General features: G+C 68.8%; 20 protein-coding genes. 6 read left to right on the forward strand and 14 right to left on the reverse strand.

Features of this window, described 5'->3' with window-relative positions; translation table 11 throughout:
- Nucleotides 1-18: 18 nt before the first annotated feature.
- The 5 genes from lptB to M2421_RS04715 all read right to left on the reverse strand — a co-directional run bounded on the left by lptB (nucleotide 19) and on the right by M2421_RS04715 (nucleotide 3,590).
- A complete protein-coding gene (gene lptB, locus M2421_RS04695) occupies nucleotides 19-738 on the reverse strand; it encodes an LPS export ABC transporter ATP-binding protein (protein ID WP_259203671.1) in 720 nt (239 codons plus the stop codon).
- Complete coding sequence (lptA, locus tag M2421_RS04700; protein WP_259203674.1) at nucleotides 738-1,292, reverse strand: lipopolysaccharide transport periplasmic protein LptA; 555 nt, start codon at nucleotides 1,290-1,292, stop codon at nucleotides 738-740. The genes lptB and lptA overlap by 1 nt, the downstream gene beginning before the upstream one ends.
- Nucleotides 1,293-1,441: 149 nt before the next feature.
- Entirely contained in the window at nucleotides 1,442-2,002 is a 561-nt protein-coding gene (lptC, locus tag M2421_RS04705) for an LPS export ABC transporter periplasmic protein LptC (protein WP_259203675.1), read from the reverse strand.
- Nucleotides 1,999-2,547 (reverse strand): HAD hydrolase family protein, encoded by a 549-nt coding sequence (locus M2421_RS04710; protein ID WP_259203680.1) that lies wholly within the window; start codon nucleotides 2,545-2,547, stop codon nucleotides 1,999-2,001. Before M2421_RS04710 ends, lptC begins: the two co-directional genes overlap by 4 nt.
- 41 nt (nucleotides 2,548-2,588) lie before the next feature.
- Nucleotides 2,589-3,590 carry a KpsF/GutQ family sugar-phosphate isomerase gene (locus M2421_RS04715; RefSeq protein ID WP_259203682.1) on the reverse strand — a complete coding sequence of 334 codons (1,002 nt, stop codon included), beginning with the start codon at nucleotides 3,588-3,590 and terminating at the stop codon, nucleotides 2,589-2,591.
- A gap of 53 nt (nucleotides 3,591-3,643) precedes the next feature.
- On the opposite strand from M2421_RS04715, the gene M2421_RS04720 reads away from it, so the two are divergent.
- From M2421_RS04720 to M2421_RS04730, 3 genes are all read left to right on the forward strand, one after another.
- A complete protein-coding gene (locus M2421_RS04720) occupies nucleotides 3,644-3,877 on the forward strand; it encodes a BolA family protein (protein WP_259203684.1) in 234 nt (77 codons plus the stop codon).
- Nucleotides 3,878-3,995: 118 nt separating this feature from the next.
- Nucleotides 3,996-5,270: a UDP-N-acetylglucosamine 1-carboxyvinyltransferase gene (gene murA / locus M2421_RS04725; RefSeq protein ID WP_259203687.1), complete on the forward strand. Its 1,275-nt coding sequence runs from the start codon at nucleotides 3,996-3,998 to the stop codon at nucleotides 5,268-5,270.
- Nucleotides 5,267-5,578 (forward strand): EF-hand domain-containing protein, encoded by a 312-nt coding sequence (locus M2421_RS04730; protein WP_259203688.1) that lies wholly within the window; start codon nucleotides 5,267-5,269, stop codon nucleotides 5,576-5,578. Before murA ends, M2421_RS04730 begins: the two co-directional genes overlap by 4 nt.
- A 66-nt stretch (nucleotides 5,579-5,644) precedes the next feature.
- Here the strand turns inward: M2421_RS04730 and M2421_RS04735 are convergent, their stop codons facing one another.
- The 6 genes from M2421_RS04735 to purM form a co-directional block, all read right to left on the reverse strand.
- On the reverse strand, nucleotides 5,645-6,328 hold the full coding sequence (locus tag M2421_RS04735; RefSeq protein ID WP_259203690.1) for a DUF3108 domain-containing protein: 684 nt from the start codon (nucleotides 6,326-6,328) through the stop codon (nucleotides 5,645-5,647).
- 2 nt (nucleotides 6,329-6,330) lie between these two features.
- The gene (locus M2421_RS04740; protein ID WP_259203693.1) at nucleotides 6,331-7,119 is read right to left on the reverse strand and encodes a DUF3108 domain-containing protein; all 789 of its coding nucleotides are present in this window, start codon (nucleotides 7,117-7,119) and stop codon (nucleotides 6,331-6,333) included.
- A gap of 67 nt (nucleotides 7,120-7,186) precedes the next feature.
- Complete coding sequence (gene purN / locus M2421_RS04745; RefSeq protein WP_259203695.1) at nucleotides 7,187-7,846, reverse strand: phosphoribosylglycinamide formyltransferase; 660 nt, start codon at nucleotides 7,844-7,846, stop codon at nucleotides 7,187-7,189.
- A complete protein-coding gene (locus M2421_RS04750; RefSeq protein WP_259203698.1) occupies nucleotides 7,843-8,484 on the reverse strand; it encodes a DUF2238 domain-containing protein in 642 nt (213 codons plus the stop codon). Before M2421_RS04750 ends, purN begins: the two co-directional genes overlap by 4 nt.
- A gap of 17 nt (nucleotides 8,485-8,501) precedes the next feature.
- A complete protein-coding gene (locus M2421_RS04755; protein ID WP_259203700.1) occupies nucleotides 8,502-8,990 on the reverse strand; it encodes a hypothetical protein in 489 nt (162 codons plus the stop codon).
- 20 nt (nucleotides 8,991-9,010) lie between these two features.
- Complete coding sequence (purM, locus tag M2421_RS04760) at nucleotides 9,011-10,066, reverse strand: phosphoribosylformylglycinamidine cyclo-ligase (protein WP_259203701.1); 1,056 nt, start codon at nucleotides 10,064-10,066, stop codon at nucleotides 9,011-9,013.
- A 108-nt stretch (nucleotides 10,067-10,174) separates the two neighbouring features.
- Between purM and M2421_RS04765 the strand changes: the two genes are divergently transcribed.
- From M2421_RS04765 to hda, 3 genes are read left to right on the forward strand one after another with little or no spacing between them, the layout of a single operon-like run.
- Nucleotides 10,175-11,296 carry a DUF2066 domain-containing protein gene (locus tag M2421_RS04765; protein ID WP_259203702.1) on the forward strand — a complete coding sequence of 374 codons (1,122 nt, stop codon included), beginning with the start codon at nucleotides 10,175-10,177 and terminating at the stop codon, nucleotides 11,294-11,296.
- Nucleotides 11,293-12,465: an AI-2E family transporter gene (locus tag M2421_RS04770; protein ID WP_259203705.1), complete on the forward strand. Its 1,173-nt coding sequence runs from the start codon at nucleotides 11,293-11,295 to the stop codon at nucleotides 12,463-12,465. Before M2421_RS04765 ends, M2421_RS04770 begins: the two co-directional genes overlap by 4 nt.
- The gene (hda, locus tag M2421_RS04775; RefSeq protein ID WP_259203707.1) at nucleotides 12,462-13,172 is read left to right on the forward strand and encodes a DnaA regulatory inactivator Hda; all 711 of its coding nucleotides are present in this window, start codon (nucleotides 12,462-12,464) and stop codon (nucleotides 13,170-13,172) included. Before M2421_RS04770 ends, hda begins: the two co-directional genes overlap by 4 nt.
- Nucleotides 13,173-13,725: 553 nt before the next feature.
- On the opposite strand, the gene murU is transcribed toward hda, so the two are convergent.
- The 3 genes from murU to M2421_RS04790 all read right to left on the reverse strand — a co-directional run bounded on the left by murU (nucleotide 13,726) and on the right by M2421_RS04790 (nucleotide 15,780).
- Nucleotides 13,726-14,427 (reverse strand): N-acetylmuramate alpha-1-phosphate uridylyltransferase MurU, encoded by a 702-nt coding sequence (murU, locus tag M2421_RS04780; protein ID WP_259203708.1) that lies wholly within the window; start codon nucleotides 14,425-14,427, stop codon nucleotides 13,726-13,728.
- Nucleotides 14,424-15,449, reverse strand: coding sequence for a phosphotransferase (locus tag M2421_RS04785; RefSeq protein WP_259203709.1), 1,026 nt, complete (start codon nucleotides 15,447-15,449; stop codon nucleotides 14,424-14,426). Before M2421_RS04785 ends, murU begins: the two co-directional genes overlap by 4 nt.
- Nucleotides 15,450-15,510: 61 nt before the next feature.
- Nucleotides 15,511-15,780: a GlsB/YeaQ/YmgE family stress response membrane protein gene (locus M2421_RS04790; protein WP_259203711.1), complete on the reverse strand. Its 270-nt coding sequence runs from the start codon at nucleotides 15,778-15,780 to the stop codon at nucleotides 15,511-15,513.
- Nucleotides 15,781-15,831: the final 51 nt, after the last annotated feature.

Below are 15,831 nucleotides of genomic sequence, written 5' to 3' on the forward strand. Positions count from 1 at the left end.
CGTTGCGACGGCCGCCGGTCAGAGCTTGAAGGTGTCTCCAAGGTAGACGCGACGGACATCGGCATTGTCCAGGATCGCGTCCGGTGACCCCTGCGCCAGTACGCTGCCTTCGTTGAGGATATACGCGCGGTCGCAGATTCCCAAGGTTTCGCGCACATTGTGGTCGGTGATCAGGACGCCGATGCCACGCTGCTTGAGGTGGGTGACGATGCGCTGGATCTCCCCGACCGAGATCGGATCGACGCCGGCGAAGGGTTCGTCGAGCAGGATCAGGCGCGGGCGCGCGGCCAGCGCGCGGGCGATCTCGCAGCGGCGGCGCTCGCCACCGGACAGGCTGGCGCCCAACTGGTCGGCCACGTGGCCGAGCTGCAGTTCATCCAGCAGCGAATTCAGCTCTTTCTCGCGCCCGGCCTTGTCCAGGTCCTCGCGCAACTCCAGCACCAGGCGCAGGTTGTCGGCCACGGTCAGCTTGCGGAACACCGACGGCTCCTGCGGGAGGTAGCCCACGCCCTGCTTGGCGCGGGTGTACATCGGGTCGGCGGTGATGTCCTTGCCGTCCAGCACGATGCTGCCGGCGTCGGCCTCGACCAGCCCGACGATCATGTAGAAGCAGGTGGTCTTGCCGGCACCGTTGGGGCCGAGCAGGCCCACCACTTCACCGGCTTCGAGGGTCAGGCCGAAATCCTTGACCACTTCGCGCTGCTTGTAGCGCTTGCGCAGGCCTTTGGCGACGAGCATTACTTCTTGCTCCCGGCGGTGGGGACGGTGGTCTTGGTGGCCGGCGTGGCCGCCGCCGGCGCGGCGGTCTTGTTCTTGGGCGGAATCACGGTGCGCACGCGGGTGCCGTCGCCACCGCTGTTCATTTCGCCGGTGCGGGTGTTGTAGGTCATCTTCTGGCCGGCATTGGTGCCGCGCGCGCTCTTGACGTGGTAATTGCCGGTCATGGTCAGCACTTCGGACTTGATGTCGTAGTCGATGCGGTCGGCGCTGGCATCCATCCAGGTGCCGTCATCGAGCTGCTGCTTGAGCTTGGCCTGCTTGCCGGTGAACACCGCGCGCACCGCCTCGCCGTCCTTCATGTAGATCTCCGCGTCCGAGGAGCGCAGGTCCAGGGTGCCCTGGGTGACGATCACGCCCTGGGAGAGCACGGTCTTGCCATCGCCGACCAGGGTGCCCGACTGGGCGCCGGCGTCGATGGCCATGTCTTCGTTGCGGTCGGTGGACTTCGCGCTGACGGCGAAGGCGGGGACCAGAAGGCTGATCGCACAGGCGGCTGCAAATAGGATCTTCATGGAGTTGGTTTGTCCTGCCAGTGTTGGGGGCGTGGCCGTGGGCGGCCGGGCATCGTCGGGGTCGTGGCCAGGCGGGGGCGCGGCCGGTGAATCGGGTGGTACTGTGCCGCCGGCGCCGGTCCTGAGGACGTCGCCCGGGCGGCACCGGCTCAGCGTTGGGGCGTGTAGCGGCCCTTGGACTGGCTCAGGAACTGGTAGGTCTTGCTCTTGGAATCCAGCTCGAAGCCGACCCCGGACTGGGTCATGCCCGGACGGGTCATGGTGACCAGGGCATCGGTTTTGGCTCGGTTTTCCTTGGGAAACACGTCCAGGTGGTCGGTGCGGAAGGTGGTGGGCGGCACGCTGGCGACCTTGGGGCTGTCGCCGCTGACGTTGCCGCTGAGCTTGAGCTGGTCGCCCTTGGCGCTCACCCAGCCCTTCTCGCTGCGCAGTTCCCAATGGTTGCCTTCGTTGTCGGGCAGCAGGAACAGCGGGGTGGCGATGCTCATGGTCTCATCGCTGCGCGAGCGCTCCAGCAGCGGCGCCTGCAGGGTGGTGGACTCCTTGCCCTGGTCGTCCAGCGCCACGATCTGGAAGTCGTGCAGCACGTAATCCTTGGTGCCGTCGTCGACCACCTCGGCCGCCGGTTTGTCGCGGTGGCGCAGCAGCGACCAGCCGCTCAGCAGCGCGGCGACCAGCAGCAGCCCGCCCAGGGCGGTGCGCCAGCTCATGCGCCGAACCTCGCCAGAACCGCATCCACCTGGCCCTGCGCGGCCAGCAGCACGTCGCACAGCTCGCGCGCGGCACCGCGGCCGCCGTCGGCACGGGTCTGCCAGTGCACACGCTCGGCGATCCAGGGGTGGGCATTGGCCGGGGCCACGGCCAGGCCGACGGCGCACAGCGGGGCCAGGTCGGGCAGGTCGTCGCCCATGAACGCCACCTGGTCCAGGCCGATCCCGTGGGTCTCGCACAGCGCGCGCACGCTGGCCAGCTTGTCGCCGACCGCGATCTGGGTGTCGATGCCCAGGTCCGCGCCGCGCTTCTGCGCCGAGAGGCTGTTGCGCGCGGTGATCAGCACCGGGTGGATGCCGTGCTGTTGCAGCAGTTTCAGGCCAAGTCCGTCCTGCACGTAATACGCCTTGCTCTCGTTGCCCTCACGGTCGTAGTAGAGCCGACCGTCGGTGAGCGTGCCGTCCACGTCGAAGCAGGCCAGCCGGATGCGGCCGGCGATGGCATGCAGGTGGGACGGGAAACCGGGCAGCGGGGAGTAGGGCATCGGCAGGGGGATCTGGCTGAATGGCGGAAGGGAACTGTGGTTTAAACCACCCGCGCCCGCAACAGGTCATGAATGTTGAGCGCGCCGACCAGCCGGCCGGCCGCGTCGACCACCATCAGGCCGGTGATCTTGTGGGTTTCCATCAGCCGGGCGGCTTCGGCGGCGAGCTGGTCGGCGCCGATGGTGCGCGGGTTGCGGGTCATCACCTCGGCGATCTTCGCGCTGCGCACGTCCAGTTCGGTATCCAGGGCGCGGCGCAGGTCGCCGTCGGTGAACAGGCCGATCAGGCGCTGGTCGGCGTCGACCACGGCGGTCATGCCCAGCCGCTTGCGGCTCATTTCCACCAGCGCCTCGCTCAGGCTGGCGTCGGCGCCGACCTGCGGCAGCTCCTCGCCGCTGTGCATCACATCGGTGATGTGCAGCAGCAGGCGCCGGCCCAGGCTGCCGGCCGGGTGCGAGCGGGCGAAGTCGTCGGCGGTGAAGCCGCGCGCGTCCAGCAGGGCCACCGCCAGCGCATCGCCCATCGCCAGCGAGGCGGTGGTGCTGGAGGTGGGGGCCAGCGCCAGCGGGCAGGCCTCGGCTGGCACGCTGACGTCCAGATGCACGTCGGCGGCCAGGGCCAGGCTGGACTGCGGGCGGCCGGTCATGGCGATCAGCCGGTTGCCCTGGCGCTTGAGCACCGGCAGCAGCATCAGCAGTTCGTCCGACTCGCCGGAATAGGACAGCGCCAGCACCACGTCGTCCTCGGTGATCATGCCCAGGTCGCCGTGGCCGGCTTCACCGGGATGCACGTAGAAGGCCGGGGTGCCGGTGGAGGCCAGGGTGGCGGCGATCTTGCGCGCCACGTGGCCGGACTTGCCCATCCCGGTGGCGACCACCCGGCCCTTGCCCTGCAGCACCAGCTGGCAGGCCTGGCTGAAGGCATCGCCGAGGCGGTCGGCCACCGCGGCCAGGGCATCGGCCTCGATCTGGAACACGCGGCGGCCGCTGGCGACCAGTGCCGCAGCGTCGGCCGGATGAGGGAGCAGGGGCGATACAGCCATGCGGGCGCCACGCGGAAGAGTAGAATGAGCGCTCATTTTATTAGGAAAGCCCGTTGGACGCCGAGACCATCCGCAATCTGATCGAAACCGGCCTGCCTGGCGCCCGCGCGGACGTGCAGGGCGACGATGGCGTGCACTTCGAGGCCACCGTGGTCTGCGACGCCTTTGCCGGCAAGCTGCCGCTGGCGCGCCACCGCATGGTCTATGCCACCCTCGGCGATCTGATGGGCGGGGCGATCCACGCGCTGGCGCTGAAGACCGTGACCACCGCCGAAGGCGCCGGTTGATTCCGGACGCCCCCTCGCGCGTTATTCAGCCGACCCACGGTCGGTTCTGCTCAGCCGACCAACGGTCGGCTCTACCTGCCGACCCACGGTCGGCTCTACCTGACCCCAAGTAGACTCCATGGCCAAGATCGTAGTGACCGGCGGCAAGCCGCTGCACGGTGAAGTGAACATTTCCGGCGCCAAGAACGCCGTCCTCCCCATCCTGTGCGCCACCCTGCTGGCCGACGCACCGGTGGAAATCACCAACGTGCCGCACCTGCACGACGTGGTCACCACCGTGAAGCTGCTGGGCGAACTGGGGGCCAAGGTCACCATCGACCAGGGCACGCTGTCGCGTGGCAGCGCGATCGTGGTCGATCCGCGCCCGGTCAACCAGCACGTGGCCCCGTATGAGCTGGTGCGCACCATGCGCGCCTCGATCCTGGTGCTGGGCCCGCTGCTGGCCCGCTTCGGCGCCGCGGAAGTGTCGCTGCCCGGCGGCTGCGCGATCGGCTCGCGTCCGGTGGACCAGCACATCAAGGGCCTGCAGGCCCTGGGTGCCGAGATCACCGTGGAGAACGGCTTCATCAAGGCGCAGGCCAAGCGCCTGAAGGGCGCCCATTTCACGTTCGACATGGTCAGCGTCACCGGCACCGAGAACGTGCTGATGGCCGCCGTGCTGGCCGAAGGCACCACCGTGCTGGACAACGCGGCGATGGAGCCGGAAGTCACCGACCTTGCGCACTGCCTGATCGCACTCGGCGCCAAGATCGAAGGCCTGGGCACCGCCCGCCTGGTCATCGAAGGCGTGGAGAAGCTGTCCGGCGGCCGTCATGAAGTGCTGCCCGACCGCATCGAAACCGGCACCTTCCTGGTGGCCGCGGCGATGACCGGCGGCAAGGTCACGGTCAACCGCGCCCGCCCCAACACCATGGACGCGGTGCTGTCCAAGCTGGTGGAAGCCGGCGCGAAGATCGAGACCACCGACGACAGCATCACCCTGGACATGGAAGGCAAGCGCCCGCGCGCGGTCAACCTGACCACCGCGCCGTACCCGGCCTTCCCGACCGACATGCAGGCCCAGTTCATGGCGCTCAACTGCGTGGCCGACGGCGTGGGCGTGATCAACGAAACGATCTTTGAAAACCGTTTCATGCACGTCAATGAACTGCTGCGCCTCGGCGCTGACATCCAGGTGGAAGGCCATACCGCGATCGTGCGCGGCAGCGAGCACCTGAGCGGTGCGCCGGTGATGGCCACCGACCTGCGCGCGTCGGCCTCGCTGATCCTGGCCGGCCTGATGGCCGAGGGTGACACCACCATCGACCGCATCTACCACCTGGACCGCGGCTACGAGAACATCGAAGAGAAGTTGTCCTCGCTCGGCGCCAGCATCCGGCGCGTGGCCGCATGATCCTGCGCGGGACGTTCACCCGCCGCCGCAAGGCGCTGCTGGTGCTGGTGCTGGTGGTGCTGGCGTGGCTGGGCTATGCCTGGTACGCCGACATCGCCATCACCCAGGGCATCGAGCAGCAGGACATGGACTGGAATGCGGACGGCACGGTCAGCCGCAACGAAGTGCTGCAGGCGTTCTATGCAGTGGGCATCAAGAGCACCCAGGAAGGCAACCGGCACTGCCGCACCTTCTACTGGCGCAGCAGCGGCGAGCAGATCCGCGTGGACTGCAAGACGGTGTTTGGCGAGGACGCCAGCAAGGAATGAAAAACGCCCGCGCAAGCGGGCGTTTTTCATCGGGCGGGCAGCCGACCCAGGGTCGGCGCCATGCCGTCAATTCATCCCTTTGATCGTCAGATCCAGCGCGTCCTTGCCGCTCTCACGCTGCAGCAGGCGGGCCGGCACCGGGAACTCCTTGACGATCCAGGCGATCAGTTCCTTGTTGCCATCGGTGCGCGAGACCTTGGTGGCGTCGTAGGACTTGCCAGCGACGTTGATCTTTTCCTGGCCGACCACCTTGTAGGTCATCGGCTTGATCCGGCCCTCGTCGACCATGCGGTAGGTGAGCGGCTTGCCGGCGGCCAGGTCGCGGGCGATCGCCAGGTTGATCAGCAGTGCGTCCATGTCGCCGGTCTTCAGCGCGACCGGGCCGCGGCGGTCCGGCTTCACGTCGCCGGTCCAGGTGGCCTGGTTGCTGCTCCAGTTGTAGGTGGCATCCACGTTGCGCTTCTTCACCAGCAGCACCGAGCGATCGTTGCTGCTCAGCGGGCGCAGGCGACCGTTGCTTTCGTCGAAGACCGTGCTCTGGCTGAGGTCGGCGAGCTGGTTCTTCACCTTCAGGCTGTAACGCCACTTGTTGGCGCCTTCGCTGGTGAGGGTCATCGTGCCGTTGGCCTGCATGCCCATGTAGCTGGCCAGGTAGTCGGCCTTGAACGGCTCCAGGGCCATGGCCGGCAGGCTCACCAGGGCCAGTGCGCCGGCGGCGATCCAGGTCAGCGGGCGGTTGATCAGGTTCATGCTCAGACTCCTTGGTATTCGATCAGGCGCAGATCAATCCGATCTTCGCCATCTTCGCGTTGCAGGATGCGCACCGGCGTGGGGACACCGTTGGCGATCCAGAGGATGGTTTCGTCATTGCCGCCGTTGGTCCGATGGACCCGCAGCGCGTTGTAGGAGAGGTCGCCGACCTGCACGTTCTCGGTATCCGCGGCGGCCTGGTAGTCGTGCTGGCGCACGCGGCCCACGTCGACGTAGCGGTAATGCATCTGCCCACCGGGGCGGGCGTCGCGCATGATCGCCAGGTTGATCAGCAGCGCGCTCTGGTCGCCCGGCTGCAGCGCGATCGGCTGGGTGCGCTCTTTCTTCAGGTCGCCCAGCCACTGCGCCGTGCCGGCCTGCCAGTTGTAGGTGCCGCTGACCTTCTTGCCCAGGAACAGGCCCTTGCGCACGGTGGCCTGGCTGATCGGCACGTAGGTGTCGCCGCGCTTCTCGAACACGGTGCTCTGTTCCAGGTTCAGCCCGAGCACGCTGGCGAAGCCGCGCCGGCCGACCACCTGCATGTCCACCCGCCACTGCGCGCCGCCGGTGTGGGTGACCCGCATGGTGGCATCGCCGGCGTCCTTGCCCTTGTACAGGGCCTGGTAGGTCGCGGTGAACGGTTCCAGCGCGGGCGCTTCCCAGCTGATCGCCGGCACGGCCGGCAGCGGCGGCGTTGCCGCTGGCGCCGGCGGTTCCTGCGCCTGTGCGATCGCCACGGTGCACAGCAGGGATGCGAGCAGCAGCACTGGCTTGGACGAAGTGATCTTCATGCGGACGGGAAAAGGGGGGAGGGGAGAGGATGCCAGCGCAAGGATCAGCGGCGCGTGTGCGCGCGGCTCACCCGTTCAGCTTGCCGGCGCAATCTAGGCGCAACGGGATAAACAGGGGGTGACCGTCCACCTCCAGATGTCCCTCGCGTTCAGCCACGCGGCCGGCCACCAGCCATTGCAGGCTCGCGATCAACAGCGGGTGTTCGACCGCCAGCACGCGCTGGGCAAGGGTTTCCGGGCTGTCGCCGGGCTCCACCGGTACCCGCGCCTGGGCCAGCACCGTGCCGGCATCCAATTCGGGCACCACGAAATGCACGCTCGCGCCATGCTCGGCATCGCCGGCCTCCAGCGCACGTGCGTGGGTGTGCAGGCCCTTGTACAGCGGCAGCAGCGAGGGGTGGATGTTGACCAGGCGGCCCGCGAAGCGCGCCACGAACGCCGGGCCAAGGATGCGCATGTAGCCGGCGCAGACCACCCAGTCGGGGCGGAAGCCGGCCAGCGCATCGCCCAGCGCCGCATCGAAGCTGTCACGGTCGGCGAACGCCTTGGGCGAGCGGGCCCAGCGGCGCTCGCTCGCCACGTGGTGCAGCGCCGGGGCGTCGGGTTTGTCGGACAGCACCGCGACCACCTCGGCGTCGAGCCGGCCGGCTTCGATCGCGGCCAGGATCGCCTGCAGGTTGCTGCCGCGCCCGGAGGCCAGCACCGCGATGCGGCTGCGCGTGCTCATCGGCCAGCCTCGCGGCGGGCCAGCGGCCACACCAGCACGCTGCCAACGGTGGCCAGCAGCATGTCCGCGTGCGCATCCCACATGTCGCCCTGCTGGCCGTTGTAGGCCTCAGCGGCTTCCGGCGAGAGCAGCAGTGCGATGCCCCATTCCAGCCATTCGTATACGAGGCTGGAACACATCACCGCCATCACGGCCAGGCTGAAGGCCTGGCCGATGCGCAGCGCCGGCCAGGCGTGCCGCGCCAGTTGCACCAGCGCCGGGGTGAAGCAGATTCCGTAAAGCAGGTGGATCAGCCGGTCGAAGTGATTGCGCTGCCAGCCGAACGCCGCATTCGGCGACCAGCCGGTGGCGGTCTGCAGCCAGGCGTCGTACGGCACGTTGGAGTACAGCCAGCGCGCGGCAATGCAGTGGATGGCGATGAAGCCGCAGATCGCCACGAACGCGCCGTTGCCCAGCGGCCAGCGCCGATTGACCCACCACAGCGCGGCGAGGCCGATCACCGCCAGCGAGCCGTGCAGCGCCTGTTCGGCCGGCCACAGCGGATGGATCCAGGTCGCCACGAACACGGCCAGTACGGCGGCGAAGGCAGCCTTCTGGGCCATCGAAAACGGGCGGGCGCTGCGGCCACGGTGGTTCATGCGCGTCAACCGGGAAGTCAGGGCGTGGAAGGCTGCGCGGTGTCGCCGTGCAGGAAGCGCTCCCGCACCGAGGAGCGCGACAGGATCACCACGGTGAAGATGCCGAGGATGGTGCCAAGGGGGATGGACATGCAGCACAGGCCGGCCGCGATCATGCACAGCGTGTGGCGTTGCTGGCGGGCCAGGCAGCGACCGGCGTAGCCGATCAGGCCGGCCGCGGCGAGCATCAGCGCGAAGAACGCAGCGCCCAGGCCGGTGAACACCCATCCCATCAGCCGGGCTTCGCCCGCCGAGGAGACGGTGTCGCTGTCCACCGGCAGGACCCCGCTGAGCACGGCAATACCGACCGCCAGGTAGATCGCCGGAAACACCGAGCCCAGCCCGATGAACCCGGCCATCACGTAGTGGAAGGCCGACAACAGGCGCAACTGGGCGAGGTCGTCGGGCGCGGCGCGCGCCGTCACCGGCGCGGAGGCCGGCAGCGGCGGCGGAGCGATGCCATCCATGCGGGGTTGCATCGACTGGATCAGCCGATCCTGACGCGCTCGGCACCGCTGGCGACGGTGACCTCGCCGATGCTCCAGTGATCCAGGCCCTGCGCGGTCACGGCGGCGGAGACCGCCTGGACCTGGTCGGCGGCCACGATCAGCACGAAGCCGATGCCGCAGTTGAAGGTGCGCCACATCTCGCTGTCGGCGACCGCGCCTTCCTTCTGCAGCCACTGGAACACCGGCGGCAGGGTCCAGGCGTCGGCCTTGATGTCCAGGCCCAGGCCCTCGGGCACCACGCGGATGATGTTCTCGGTGAGGCCGCCGCCGGTGATGTGGGCCATGCCGTGGATGGCCGGGCCGTGGCTCTTCAGCAGGGCCAGGATCGGCTTGACGTACAGGCGAGTCGGGGCCATCAGCGCATCGACCAGCTTGACCCCGCCGTCCAGCTCCAGGTCGGCCGGCTGGCCGGCGCGGTCATAGATGCGGCGCACCAGCGAGTAGCCGTTGGAGTGCGGGCCGGAGGAGGCGATGCCGATCAGCACGTCGCCGGCAGCCACGCTGGCGCCGTCCTTCAGTTCGCTCTTCTCGACACCGGCCACGGTGAAGCCGGCCAGGTCGTACTCGCCCGGGGCGTACATGTCCGGCATTTCCGCGGTCTCGCCGCCGATCAGCGCGCAGCCGGCCTCGGTGCAGCCGTTGGCGATGCCGCCCACGACCGCCGCGGCGGTGTCGATGTCCAGCTTGCCGGTGGCGAAGTAGTCCAGGAAGAACAGCGGCTCGGCGCCCTGCACCAGCACGTCGTTCACGCACATGGCGACCAGGTCGATGCCGATCGTGTCGTGCCGGCCCAGCTGTTGTGCCAGCTTCAGCTTGGTGCCCACGCCGTCCGTCCCCGACACCAGCACCGGCTCGCGGTACTTGTTGGACAGGTCGAACAGCGCGCCGAAGCCACCCAGCCCCCCCATGACCTCCGGGCGGAAGCTGCGCTTGACCAGCGGCTTGATGCGCTCGACCAGTTCGTTGCCCGCGTCGATGTCGACGCCGGCGTCGCGGTAGGTCAGGGGGGAGGGGTTGGACGGGGAATTGGTCACGGGCGTCGGCGCTGCGCTGGGGTGAAAGCGCGATTTTAACAGGCCACGTTGGCGCGCAGGCCCTATTCGGGCAACAATTCCCCCCGGATACGCTCAATGGAAGTCCTGATGCGCCGCAGCCTCTTTTTGATGATGCTCCTCACGCTATGCCTGCCGGTGGCCACGATGGCCCAGAGCGGACTGCGAACCGAAGGCGACGTGGCCACGGCCAGCGGTGCTTATGAAGCCGAAGTCCCGGTCAACAGCCAGGCCGACGGCGACCGCAATGGCGCCCTGGCACGTGCGCTCGGCGTGGTGCTGGGCAAGTTGTCCGGCGACCGCAGCGTGATGGGCCGCCCCGGGGTGGGCCAGGCGCTGCGTGGGGCCAAGGATTACGTGGCCAGCTACGACTACCGCCAGGACCAGAGCACCTCGGCCAGCGGTGCACCCAGCTTCCGCACCATGCTGGTGGCGCGCTTCCGCGAGGACGACGTGGATGGCCTGATCGCCGCGCTGGGCCTGCCGTTGTGGCCGCAGCCGCGGCCCAAGCCGGTGGTCTGGCTGGCCATCGACGATGGCTCCGGCCCGCGCCTGGTCAGCGTGCAGCAGGCCAATGCGGCCCGTCCGCTGCTGAACCGTGCGGTCGAGCGTGGCTACAAGCTGGGCCTGCCCGGCGGCAGCGCGGCCGAACAGGCCCTGGTCGGGGCAATCTGGCGCCAGGACACCGCCGCGGTCGCCCGCGCCTCCTCGCGCTATGCCCCGCCGATGCAGCTGGTGGGCAAGCTGTACCGCGCCAACGGCGGCTGGGTGGCCGACTGGGTGTTCGTGGACGGCGGCAAGGAACTGAACAAGTGGACCACCAAGGACAGCGACGCCCGCCGTGCCATGGCCGGCGGCGCCGATGGTGCCGCCGATGCGCTGGTGCGTCGCTATGCCAAGCCCGGCGTGGCCACCGGCGCGGCCGGCAGCTACACCATCGTGGTGGTGGGGCTGGACAGCGCCGAGGACTACCTGCGCCTGGCCGCCGGCCTGCGTGAGAACCCGGTGGTGCGCAACATCACCCCGCTGCGCGCCTCCGGCAACCGCCTGGAGCTGTCGCTGGACATGACCACCGGCCTGGCCGGCCTGAACCGCATGCTCGGCGACAACGGCGTGATCGCGCCGCTGGCCCCGCTGCCGGTGCCGGTCGATGCCAATGACCCGCCCGGCACCCCGCCGCCCCCGGCCAGCAACGAGTACCGCCTGCGATGATCCTGACACCCGAAGCAGAGATCGCGCAGTTCCTGCGCCGCCTCAAATACGTGTTGGCGGCGCTGGCGGTGGGCTGGGTGATCTGGCTGCTCGGCCCGATCCTCACCCCGTTCGTGCTGGCCCTGGCGCTGGCCTGGCTGGGCGATCCCCTGGTCGACCGGATCGAGGCCACCGGCCGTTCGCGCAATACCGGCGTGGTGCTGGTGTTCGTGGCGATGGTGCTGATGCTGACCGCCGCGCTGCTGATCCTGGTGCCGATGATCGAGCGCCAGATCGCCACCCTGATCGCGGCCATCCCGCAGGCCCAGCAGTGGCTGATGCAGACCGGCATCCCCTGGTTCGAGCAGAAGACCGGGCTGGAGATCATGCAGTGGATGGACCCGGACCGGCTGATCGAGTGGGTGCGCAGCCATTGGCAGCAGGCCGGCGGCTTCGCCAAGACCTTCTTCGGCTACGTCTCGCGCTCGGGCTTCACCATGGTGACCTGGGTCGTCAACCTGCTGCTGCTGCCCATCCTGGCGTTCTACTTCCTGCGCGACTGGGACAAGCTGGTGGAGCGGGTGGCCTCGATGATCCCGCGCAACCACATCGGCACCATCACCAAGCTGGCGCGCGAGTCCGATGAAGTGCTCGGCGCGTTCATCCGCGGCCAGTTCCTGGTGATGATCGCGCTGGGCGTGGTGTACGCCGCCGGCCTGTCGCTGGTCGGCCTGAAGCTGGGCCTGTTGATCGGCCTGGTGGCCGGCCTGATCAGCTTCATCCCGTACCTGGGCGCGACCACCGGCATCGTGATGGCGATCGCCGCCGCGCTGGTGCAGGCACAGGGCTTCGACCTGAAGCTGCTGATCCTGGTGGGCGTGGTGTTCACCGTGGGCCAGTTGCTGGAAAGCTACGTGCTGACCCCGCGCATCGTCGGCGACAAGATCGGCCTGCACCCGGTGGCGGTGATCTTCGCGGTGATGGCGGGCGGCCAGCTGTTCGGCTTCCTCGGCATGCTGCTGGCGCTGCCGGTGGCGGCGGTCAGCAACGTGCTGCTGCGCTATGCGCACCAGCGCTATCGCCAGAGCGATCTGTATGCCGGTGAGAAGTCGGCGATCGTGCTCGATGCCTACCTGGACAAGCCGACCATCATCGTGGATACCTCGCCGAAGGCGCCCGACCCGCAGTGAGCGTCGTTCCGCAGCTGCCGCTCGCCCTGCGCTACCCGCAGGACGAGCGGCTCGAGACCTTCATCGGTGCACCCGACGGTGCGCTGGCGCAGCTGCGTGCGATCGCGGTGGGGGCCGCGCATGACTGGGTGTACCTGGAAGGCGCGGCCGGCACCGGCAAGACCCACCAGGCGCTGGCGATGTGTTCGCTGGCCGAGCAGGCCGGGCGGCAGCCGACCTACCTGCCGTTGAAGGCGGTGGTGGGGCGCACCCGCGCCGCACTGGAGTCGCTGGAGGGGCGTGATCTGGTCGCGCTGGACGGGTTGGATGCCGTCGCCGGGCAGCGCGAGGACGAAGTGGCGCTGTTCGATTTCCACAACCGCGCGCGTAGTGCCGGTATCACCCTGCTGTACACCGCGCAGCATGCACCGGACCAGCTGGGCCTGGTGCTGCCGGACCTGCGCTCGCGTCTGCAGCAGTGCGTGCGCCTGCACCTGCAGCCACTGGACGACGAAGGCCGCGCAGCCGTGCTGCGCGAGCGCGCGCTGCGCCGCGGGCTGGCGATCGACGAAGCGGCGATCGAATGGTTGCTCACCCGCACCGGCCGTGAACTGGGCAGCCTGGTGAGCCTGCTGGACTGGCTGGACCGCGAATCGATGGCCGCGCAGCGGCGCATTACCGTGCCGTTTCTGCGCCAGGTCCTGGAAGACGGCCCACACCGCCTGTAGAGCCGACCGTTGGTCGGCTGCTCTTCTGGCCTTTTCACGGCAGCCGACCAACGGTCGGCTCTACGAGCGCCGGTTGGTGGGCTGCTGTTCTGCGCCAGGTCCTGGAAGACGGCCCACACCGCCCGTAGAGCCGACCGTTGGTCGGCTGCTCTTCTGGCCTTTTCAAGGCAGCCGACCAACGGTCGGCTCTACGAGCGCTGGTTGGCCGGCTGCTGTTCTGCGCAGGTCCTGGAAGACAGCCCACACCGCCTGTAGAGCCGACCGTTGGTCGGCTGCTTTTCTAGCCTTTTCAGGGCAGCCGACCAACGGTCGGCTCTACGAGCGCCGGTTGGTTGGCTGCTGTTCTGCGCCAGGTCCTGGAAGACGGCCCACACCGCCTGTAGAGCTGACCGTTGGTCGGCTGCCTTTCTGGCCTTTTCACGGCAGCCGACCAACGGTCGGCTCTACGAGCGCCGGTTGGTTGGCTGCTGTTTGCCTGGCCTTTTCACGGCAGCCGACCAACGGTCGGCTCTACGGGTGATCAGGCGTGGCGCCCGCTCTGGTACCCGTGCCGTCAGCGCAGCTGCGCATCCAGCTGCGCCAACCGCTCCGGGGTGCCGACGTCGGTCCATTGGCCGCGATGGTGCTGGCCGCTCACGCGTCCCTGTGCCATCGCGTGCCGCAACAACGGCGCCAGGCCGAACTGCGGCGGCTGCATCGCCGCACCGGCGGTGTCGCCGATCACCGTGCGCCAGCCGTCGAGGATGCCCGCCCGGTATACGCCGATACCGGCATAGGTCAGGCGCGTTGCCTCGCCCACGTCGTCGACCCGGCCATCGGCATGCAGGATGAAATCCCCGCGCGGGTGCTGGGCGGGATTGTCGACCAGCAACAGGTGGGCGTCGCCGGCCGGCGAGGCGGGCAGCGAGCCGAAATCCACGTCGGTCCACACATCGCCATTGACCACCAGGAACGGCGCATCGCCGAGCACCGGCAGTGCATTGAGGATGCCGCCGCCGGTTTCCAGCGGTTCGGCACCCTCGGCGATCAGGTGCAGGCGCAGGCCCCAGCGGCTGCCGTCACCCAGCGCTGGTGCGAACTGATCGCCCAGCCACGCGGTGTTGATCACCACGTCCTCGATGCCGGCGGCGGCCAGGCGCTCCAGGTGCCACACGATCAGCGGCTTGCCACCGGCCACCAGCAGTGGCTTGGGCGTATGCAGGGTCAGCGGGCGCATGCGCTCGCCCTTGCCCGCCGAGAAGATCAACGCCTTCATGGGCGCGCCGGGATCGGGCCGGCCAACTGCGCCAGCGCCGGCTTGATGCGCCGCTGCAGCAGGTCGTCCAGCGCGGCCAGTTCGGGGTGGCGCGGCAGCACTTCGTCCAGGTAGGCGATGAAGCGCGGCGCATCCTCGAAGTAGTGGCCCTTGCCGTCGCGATCGCGCAGACGCACGAACAGGCCGAGGATCTTCAGGTGGCGCTGCACGCCCATCCAGTCGGCATCGCGCAGGAACTGCGGCCAGGGCCGCACCGGCAGGCCGGCGGCCAATGCCAGGGCGTGGTAACGCGCCAGCCAGGCGTCCACTTTCTCCAGCGGCCAGCTCAGGAAGGCATCCTTGAACAGGCTGACCGGGTCGTAGGCGATCGGGCCGCGCACCAGGTCCTGGAAATCCAGCACCGCCGGGCCGCCGTCGACCGGCATCAGGTTGCGCGGCATGAAGTCGCGGTGGGTGAGCACCTGCGGCTGGTTCAGGGCGTTGTCCATCAAGCGGCGATGCGCCAGCTGCAACTGTTCCAGCTCGCCGCAGTCCAGCTGCAGGCCGAGGTGGCGCTGCAGGAACCATTCGTCGAACAGGCCGGCATCGCGTTGCAGCAGTGCCTCGCCGAAACTGCCCATGCCCTCGGGCACGGGAATCTGCTGCAGGCGGATCAGCTGCGCGAAGGCGGCGTCGAACCACGCATCGGCGTTGTCGGCATCGATGTGCCGGGCCAGCGTGGGGCCACCCAGGTCTTCCAGCAGCAGGAAGCCCTGCCCGACATCGCGTTCCAGCACGCGCGGCACGCGCACGCCGTTGGGCTCGAGCAGGTCATGCATGCGCAGCCACGGTCGCACATCTTCCAGCCCGGGCGGGGAGTCCATAACGATGTGGCTGCCGGCCGCGCTGGTGGTACGCCAGTAGCTGCGGAAACCGGCGTCGACCGAGGCGCGGTCCAGCGCCAGGTGCGGGTCGCCGAGCGCGGTGCTGGCCCACTGTCGGCGAAGCTCGGCGCGCAGGGGATCGGAAGCGGGATCGTTCATGGACGGGTACGTCGAAGCGGCACCGTGCAGGCGCCAGGGAAGGGGGAGGAGGCGGAGATGATCAGCGTTTGCCGCTGACCAGTCGCAACAGGGCCAGGATCGCCACGGCACCGAGTACCGCGCCGAGGAAACCGGCCGGTTCGCCGGCGGCATACCAGCCCATGTACTGGCCGAACCAACCGGCCAGCAGGGCGCCGACGATGCCCAGGCCGATGGTCAGCAGGCAGCCCATGCGGTTGTTGCCGGGCATGAAGAAGCGCCCGAGCAGGCCGACCACGAAGCCGACCAGGATGATGTAGAGCCAGCTGGTGCTGCCGAACAATCCGTTCATGCCATCTGCGCCTTCGGAGGGTGGACGCAGCCTAGCAAGGCCAGGCTGCGT

The organism is Stenotrophomonas sp. BIGb0135 (assembly GCF_024810105.1).
Classification (GTDB): Bacteria; Pseudomonadota; Gammaproteobacteria; order Xanthomonadales; family Xanthomonadaceae; genus Stenotrophomonas; species Stenotrophomonas maltophilia_AB.